At 38.5% G+C, this 6,239-nt stretch carries 4 protein-coding genes; 3 read left to right on the forward strand and 1 reads right to left on the reverse strand.

From position 1 onward, the window contains the following. The first annotated feature begins 60 nt into the window (after positions 1-60). Both AN490_RS18660 and AN490_RS18665 read left to right on the forward strand, forming a co-directional pair. Complete coding sequence (locus tag AN490_RS18660; RefSeq protein ID WP_300006420.1) at positions 61-1,137, forward strand: fatty acid desaturase; 1,077 nt, start codon at positions 61-63, stop codon at positions 1,135-1,137. Between the two features lie 313 nt (positions 1,138-1,450). Then, entirely contained in the window at positions 1,451-1,993 is a 543-nt protein-coding gene (locus tag AN490_RS18665) for a DUF3172 domain-containing protein (protein ID WP_300006421.1), read from the forward strand. 99 nt (positions 1,994-2,092) lie between these two features. On the opposite strand, the gene AN490_RS18670 is transcribed toward AN490_RS18665, so the two are convergent. Further along, positions 2,093-2,821, reverse strand: a complete 729-nt coding sequence (locus AN490_RS18670; RefSeq protein ID WP_300006422.1) for a Bax inhibitor-1 family protein — start codon at positions 2,819-2,821, stop codon at positions 2,093-2,095. 548 nt (positions 2,822-3,369) lie between these two features. On the opposite strand from AN490_RS18670, the gene AN490_RS18675 reads away from it, so the two are divergent. Continuing rightward, complete coding sequence (locus AN490_RS18675; protein WP_300006423.1) at positions 3,370-6,177, forward strand: Calx-beta domain-containing protein; 2,808 nt, start codon at positions 3,370-3,372, stop codon at positions 6,175-6,177. Positions 6,178-6,239: the final 62 nt, after the last annotated feature.

Below are 6,239 nucleotides of genomic sequence, written 5' to 3' on the forward strand. Positions count from 1 at the left end.
AGAGGTCATTAAATATTACCTCACTGTTAATTTCTAATTTACAATCAATTAAATAATCCAGTGCAATTAGATACAATCGAGTTTAATCAAAACCCTAGTTCTGCATCTACTGAAGGTCAAGAAAAATTACCGTTTACTCTTCAGGATTTAAAAGCTGCAATTCCCGCTGAATGTTTTCAGCCAAGTGTAACGAAATCACTTTATTATTTCTTCCGTGATGTTGTGATTGTGGGACTGCTGTATGCAGCGGCTAATTATCTGGATTCTTGGTATTTTTGGCCAGTTTTTTGGGTCATGCAAGGAACTATGTTTTGGGCTTTGTTTGTAGTTGGTCATGACTGCGGACATCAATCTTTTTCTAAGCATAAATGGTTGAATGATTTAGTTGGTCATATTACCCATACTTTCATTCTCGTTCCTTATCATGGTTGGAGAATTAGCCACAGAACTCACCACAAAAATACAGGCAGCTTAGAAAATGATGAAAGCTGGTATCCTGTCTCTGAATCAGAGTACGATGAAATGCCCTTAGCGCAAAGAATAGGGCGTTTTTATCTGTTCTTATTGGCTTATCCTGTATATTTGTTTAAGCGTTCTCCTGGTAAAGAAGGTTCTCACTTTTCACCCAGTAGCCCACTGTTTAAGCCTTCAGAAAAATGGGACATTATCACCAGCACCACACTTTGGATTAGTATGGTGGCTTTGTTAGGTTTATTCACCTATCAATTTGGTTGGATGGCGTTGTTAAAATACTACGCTGGCCCTTACATTGTCTTTATTATTTGGTTGGATTTGGTGACTTTCTTACACCATACTGAACCGGGAATTCCTTGGTATCGTGGGGAAGAATGGACTTTCCTGAAAGGGGCAATTTCTAGTGTTGACCGAAATTATGGAATTTTTAACCACATTCATCATGATATCGGTACTCATGTTGCTCACCACATTTTCTTGAATATGCCTCATTACAATTTGTTGAAAGCGACTGAGGCAATTAAACCAATTATGGGTGAGTATTTCCATGAATCGAAAGAACCAGTTTGGAAGTCTTTGTGGAATTCCGCTATTGGTTGTCATTTTGTTCCAGATACAGGTAGTAAGGTTTATTACACTTCTAAGAGTCAGAATGCAAAATAGTCGGTAGACTTTTTAAATCTAGGAAGTCCGCTAATGCGGGCTTTTTTTTTTTTTAAATTTTCCGGCTCTACCGCTCCCTTTATGATATTTTCGGTAAAATATCCCTGAAACCCCTACACCGATTGGATTTGAGGTTTTAATATTTTCAAAAATATGGTTTTGGATATATTAAAAGGATGTTTGATCATAAGGGGAACGGTAGAACCAATTTTCCTTAAAAGTGAAAATAGGGGATAATTATTCTCAAGGATCGGCATACTGAATAAGGGAGAAATTTAAAAACCACTCTTGGGACGAAGGTAATAAAGCGAAAATGAGACGTAAACCTGCTAATACTAGACCAACGAATAACCCTAAACCCTCTATTTTCCAATCCCCGGTGTTTAACTTCGCCACCATTGCCCTTTTAGGAGGAGTGATGATTTTGGGAATTGGGATTGGGATTGCGTTTAGTTCGACAACTACATTGAGTTCATCAAATGTGGCTTCCCGTGAGTTCATTGACACTAGAGCGCCAAATCCTGAGATTTGTGTGCAGTTTGGATCTAGTGCCATGGTGATGGATGCTAGACTCTTTGTCACTCTTAATCCCTTTAATGTCTTTGTTGCCCAGCCAAATATCCGCCCTGGATGTGTAATTCGTCAAAATAACTGGGCAATTTTGGAAAATAAAAAACTTGTAACATCAGATCAGGTACGAGAATGTAAAAATCGTCTTAATACCTTTGGCTTTACAGGGGACTTAAATAGTGAAAAGCCAGATATTAGATGTATTTATCAAAATGAATCGGCTCAAAATTTCTTTTTATCTCAACCGGGGGCTGTGGGAAGTCCACAAGATACGGAAAGATTTTAAATATGGGAGTCAGAAGAAAGAAGAAGAAGGAAGAAAGAAGATTTTTCTTTCACTTTTCTTCTTTCCTGATAAGTTTTAGTTTTCTATGCTTACAGATACTTAATCACGACCATTGATAGCAATCAGCAAGCGTAAGATAAAGACAAATAAATTGATGTAGGTGAGATACATTGACAAAGCTGCTGGTAAATATTCATCATTGCGGTAAGTGCGGGGTAAGATGTAAAAATCAACTACTGATGCTCCTGCGAAGAGAAATACACCTATACCAGAGATACCAATTTCTAACCAACTGGGTGTATAAACACCAAACAAGGTAAAGACAAATTGGAGAAGACAAACCACGAATAAGGCCACAATGCCCAAACTAACGGTTTTTGTCAACGCCATACCGTCTGCTTCCGAAAGGTTAGAACCGATTTTTCGGGCAACAATGAAGGTAATGCCACAACTTAAAGCAGCAATAGCAATACCTTGAATACCTACCCCTTGGGTTCTCAAAGCTACAAATACCAAGCCACTCAAGGTATATCCAGATAAGAGACTGTAAATACCCAATAGGGGTAAAGCTAGGGCTTTGTTACCTTTTGATGCCACATTTTGGGCAACGAAGAACAAAACTAATTCTAGAATTACTGCCCCTATGAATGTAGGGAAAAAGAGTCCGGGGTTATTGCGGATAACACCTAAACCACCATAAGTTCCGAATGCTGTTAGTACCAATCCACCACCGACATAGGGGAGGGCATTAGCGATAACATTGGGTCCAACGATGCCATGAGTTCTGGCCTCACGGTAAGCTTCACGAAAATTGCTGGAATTACTCATATGTAAAAACTGCCAAATAAGATGGAAACTGAAGAAAATAACTTGCTAATTTCTATTCTTACAAATTTTTGGGTGGAGAAACCAGTAGGTAAATCGTGAATCTAAAATTTTTGGCTGGGTAGTGGTTTCATGATTAATTGGTTATGAAGCTTGTGAATAGATTTAAAAGCTTTGGTGGTATTGAACCTAAATTTAAGGCATCAGTTCACCATGTCTAAAAAGGTTTTTTGTACGCTAAGAAAATTTTAAGTACCTGAAACTACGGTTTTTCGTTCAAACTTGATTAAAACCAACGGCAGAATCATAACTCCTTCACTCAAAAAATACCTGGTTTGGCACAGTCTAACCTTGTACCTATGTTATGGCTTTTTTGATGTTAAACTTCAATTCACTAACGCCGAATTTAAAGATGTTCATAACGGAATGGGTAACTGTATGCTTCTCAATGAATTGGGAATTACCGCTATATTAAGTTTAGTAATAATACTGTAGTCATGATTATACAAATCTGAGAATATAAGGAACATATATAAACTCAGGGTGTATACATGGTATTAGATATCGCAGGTCATACGTTGGATTCCGCCACCAGCCTTAATCTAAGCGGAACAAATCAGTTATTCACAGATTCCCTCACTCCTCTGTATAATACCGACTATTGGAAATTTCAACTTAGCAGTGCAAGTAACTTTAATCTCACTCTCAACGGGCTAAGTCAAGATGTTAATGTTGAGTTACTCGACACTAGCGGTGCTGTTATTAAAGGTTCATATAATACTGGTAGCCTAGCGGAGACAATTAATCAAAACCTCAATCCCGGCAATTATTATCTAGGAGTGCGTCTTAACAACAATACTACTAGCACTGCATACAATCTAAATCTATCAGCACCGGTTAACCCCTTAGTTAATATTACTGCTACAGATGCCACCGCGGGAGAAACTTTAACTACAGAAACAGCCGATTTAGGCAAATTTACTCTCACCCGCACAGGGGATATAACCTCAGCGTTGACAGTTAATTACACCGTTGATGGAACGGCTATTAACTTCACAGACTACAACACCTTAAATGGTAGCGCCACCTTTGCCGCAGGTACAGCCACAACCATAATTGATATTACACCCGTTGATGATAGTGAATTTGAAGGCATTGAAACAGTCGGAGTCAGCTTAATTAGTAGTGCGAATTATAACTTGGGTACAAATAATTTTGCCACACTCAACATTGCAGACAATGACAAACCCACCATTACAGTTAGCACTAAAGATGTAACTGCGGGGGAAACTTTAAGCACACAAACAGCAAATCCTGGTCAGTTTAGCATTAGTCGTGGAGGGAATACCGCTTTACCATTGACGGTAAATTACACGGTTGCGGGAACAGGTATCAATGGCACAGATTACATTAAATTAAACGGTACAGCCACTTTTGCGGGTGGTTCAGCCACAACAATCATTAATGTTCTACCAATAGATGATACAATCTCAGAAGCAAATGAAACAGTAGTTCTCACTTTAGCCGCAGGGACAACTTACAATCTGGGAACAGCGAAAACTGCCACAGTTAACATTGCAGATAATGATATTCCTGTTATTACCATAGCTGCCACAGATGCCAGTGCTGGGGAAACTTTAACTACACAAACAGCCAATCCTGGTAGATTTACCTTAACTCGCATTGGTAATCTCGCTTCTGCTTTAACTGTCAATTATACTGTAGCAGGTACAGGGATTAATGGTACAGATTACACCAGCTTACCTGGAAGTGTGACTTTTGCGGCGGGTGCTGCCACCACATTTGTTGATATTACACCTATTGATGATAGTGAATTTGAAGGTAGTGAAACTGTAGTTGTTAACTTAGCCACTGGTAGTAATTACAATATTGGCACGGTTAATAGTGCGACAGTTACTATTGCCGAAAATGATAAACCCACTGTAACCGTTATTGCTAATGATAATACTGCTGGAGAAACTTTAGCTACAGCAACAGCAAACCCTGGACAGTTTACCCTCTCTCGCAGTGGCAATACACTTGCACCATTGACGGTTAATTATACTCTCACTGGAACTGCAACTAATGGTACAGACTACAGCAATTTAACTGGTTCTGTCACCTTTGCTGCTGGTTATGCGACAACAACCATTAATGTCACTCCCATTGATGATACGGTATCGGAAGGAAATGAGTCGGTTGTTCTGACTTTAGTAACTGGTACAAATTACAATCTGGGAACTGGAAATACTGCCACTGTAACTATTGTAGATAATGATCTACCAACGATTACTATTAACGCTAATGATGGGAATGCTGGAGAAACATTAACTGGACAAATAGCAAATCCTGGTCAATTTACTCTCACTCGCATAGGAAGTACAGCGTCATCTCTGACGGTTAATTATACTGTGTCTGGAACTGCAATTAATGGAACAGATTACAGCACTATTACTAATAGTGTGACTTTTGCGGCTGGTTCAGCTACAGCTTTGATTAATGTTAATCCCATTAATGATGCAGCATTTGAGGGAAATGAGACGGTTATTGTTACCTTAGCTAGTAGTGCGAATTACGTTTTGGGTACTGCTAAGTCGGGAACTGTGACTATTGCTGATAATGATGCTGCACCGTTGATTACTGTTGCTTCACCCAATGGAGGAGAATCATTAGTTATTGGTTCAAATTATAATCTAACTTGGGTAGATAATATTGCTGAAAATGTCAAGATTGACCTTTATAAAGGAGGAGTTTATAACCGTACGATTTTCAGTTCAACTTTATCAGATGGTAGTGAAAATTGGTTGTTACCTGCTGATTTAGTATCTGGTTTGGATTATTCAATTAAGATTACCAGTGTTAATAATGGTAATGTTTCCGATTTGAGTAATAGTAATTTTAGTATTATTCCCAATCATACCGGATTGATTACAGACTTTAATAAAGACGGTAAAACTGATATTCTCTGGAAAAATCTATCCAGTGGAGAATTTGGTGGTTGGGCAATGAATGGGACTACAGGTAGTTGGATAGACCTTGATGATGGAGGCGATAAAAACGATGGAGCTTGGTATTTTGTAGGCACAGGAGACTTTAATAATGATGGTAATACAGACATTATTCAACGTTATCACTGGGTTAATTCTCCGGGTTATGTTCGTATTTGGTTGATGAATGGTAATCAGCGCATTGATATTAAAGAGATTGAGGCAATAAATAGCAATGATTGGCATATTGCCGGTACGGGCGATTTTAACCAAGATGGTAATGTGGATATTCTCTTGCGTAACTATGTAACAGGCTCTAATCACGTTTGGATGATGCAGAATTATTGTGACTTGAACCATAACTTGGGCTAAATTGTGAACCATAAAATGAGCCATAAGTAACGACAAAATAAGCCTTACGGAAAAAAGCGAAA

This window comes from Anabaena sp. AL09 (genome assembly GCF_001672255.1).
GTDB classification, from domain to species: Bacteria; Cyanobacteriota; Cyanobacteriia; order Cyanobacteriales; family Nostocaceae; genus Dolichospermum; species Dolichospermum lemmermannii.